Annotated in this window: 1 protein-coding gene; it reads left to right on the top strand. The window is 62.4% G+C overall.

The window, feature by feature from the left end:
• Positions 1 to 492: molybdate ABC transporter substrate-binding protein (gene modA / locus EN991_RS39320; protein ID WP_127370689.1), on the top strand; the 492-nt coding region annotated here is incomplete at both ends.

Genomic DNA, 492 nt, shown 5'->3' with positions numbered 1-492 from the left:
GATGAAATATCTCTCCGACAAGAAGCTGACCAAGCCGGACACCGAAGTGAAGCTGCTCGGCAATCAGATCGTGCTGGTGGCGCCGAAGGACTCGGCGGTCGACACCAGGATCGAGAAGGGTTTCGACCTCGCCAAGCTGATCGGCGACGGCAAGCTCGCCATGGGCGATTTCAAGGCGGTGCCGGCCGGCAAATACGGCAAGGCCGCGCTTGAATCGCTCGGCGTCTGGTCCTCGGTCGAGGGCAAGGTGGCGCAGGCCGAAAACGTGCGCGCGGCGCTGAAACTGGTTTCGACGGGCGAAGCCGCCCTTGGCATTGTCTATGCCACCGACGCGCATGCCGAAAAGGGGGTCAAGGTGATCGGCACCTTCCCGGAGGATTCGCATCCGCCGATCATCTATCCGGTTGCCCAGACCGCCGATTCGAAGGACAAGGATACGCCGGCTTTCCTGAAATGCCTGCAGTCGGCCAAGGCGGCCGCGCTGTTCAAGGA

Origin of the sequence: Mesorhizobium sp. M7A.F.Ca.US.005.03.2.1, from assembly GCF_003997795.1 — a bacterium.
GTDB classification, from domain to species: Bacteria; Pseudomonadota; Alphaproteobacteria; order Rhizobiales; family Rhizobiaceae; genus Mesorhizobium; species Mesorhizobium ciceri.
The sequence above is the reverse complement of the archived record's forward strand: the minus strand, read 5'-3'. Positions and strand labels throughout refer to the sequence as shown.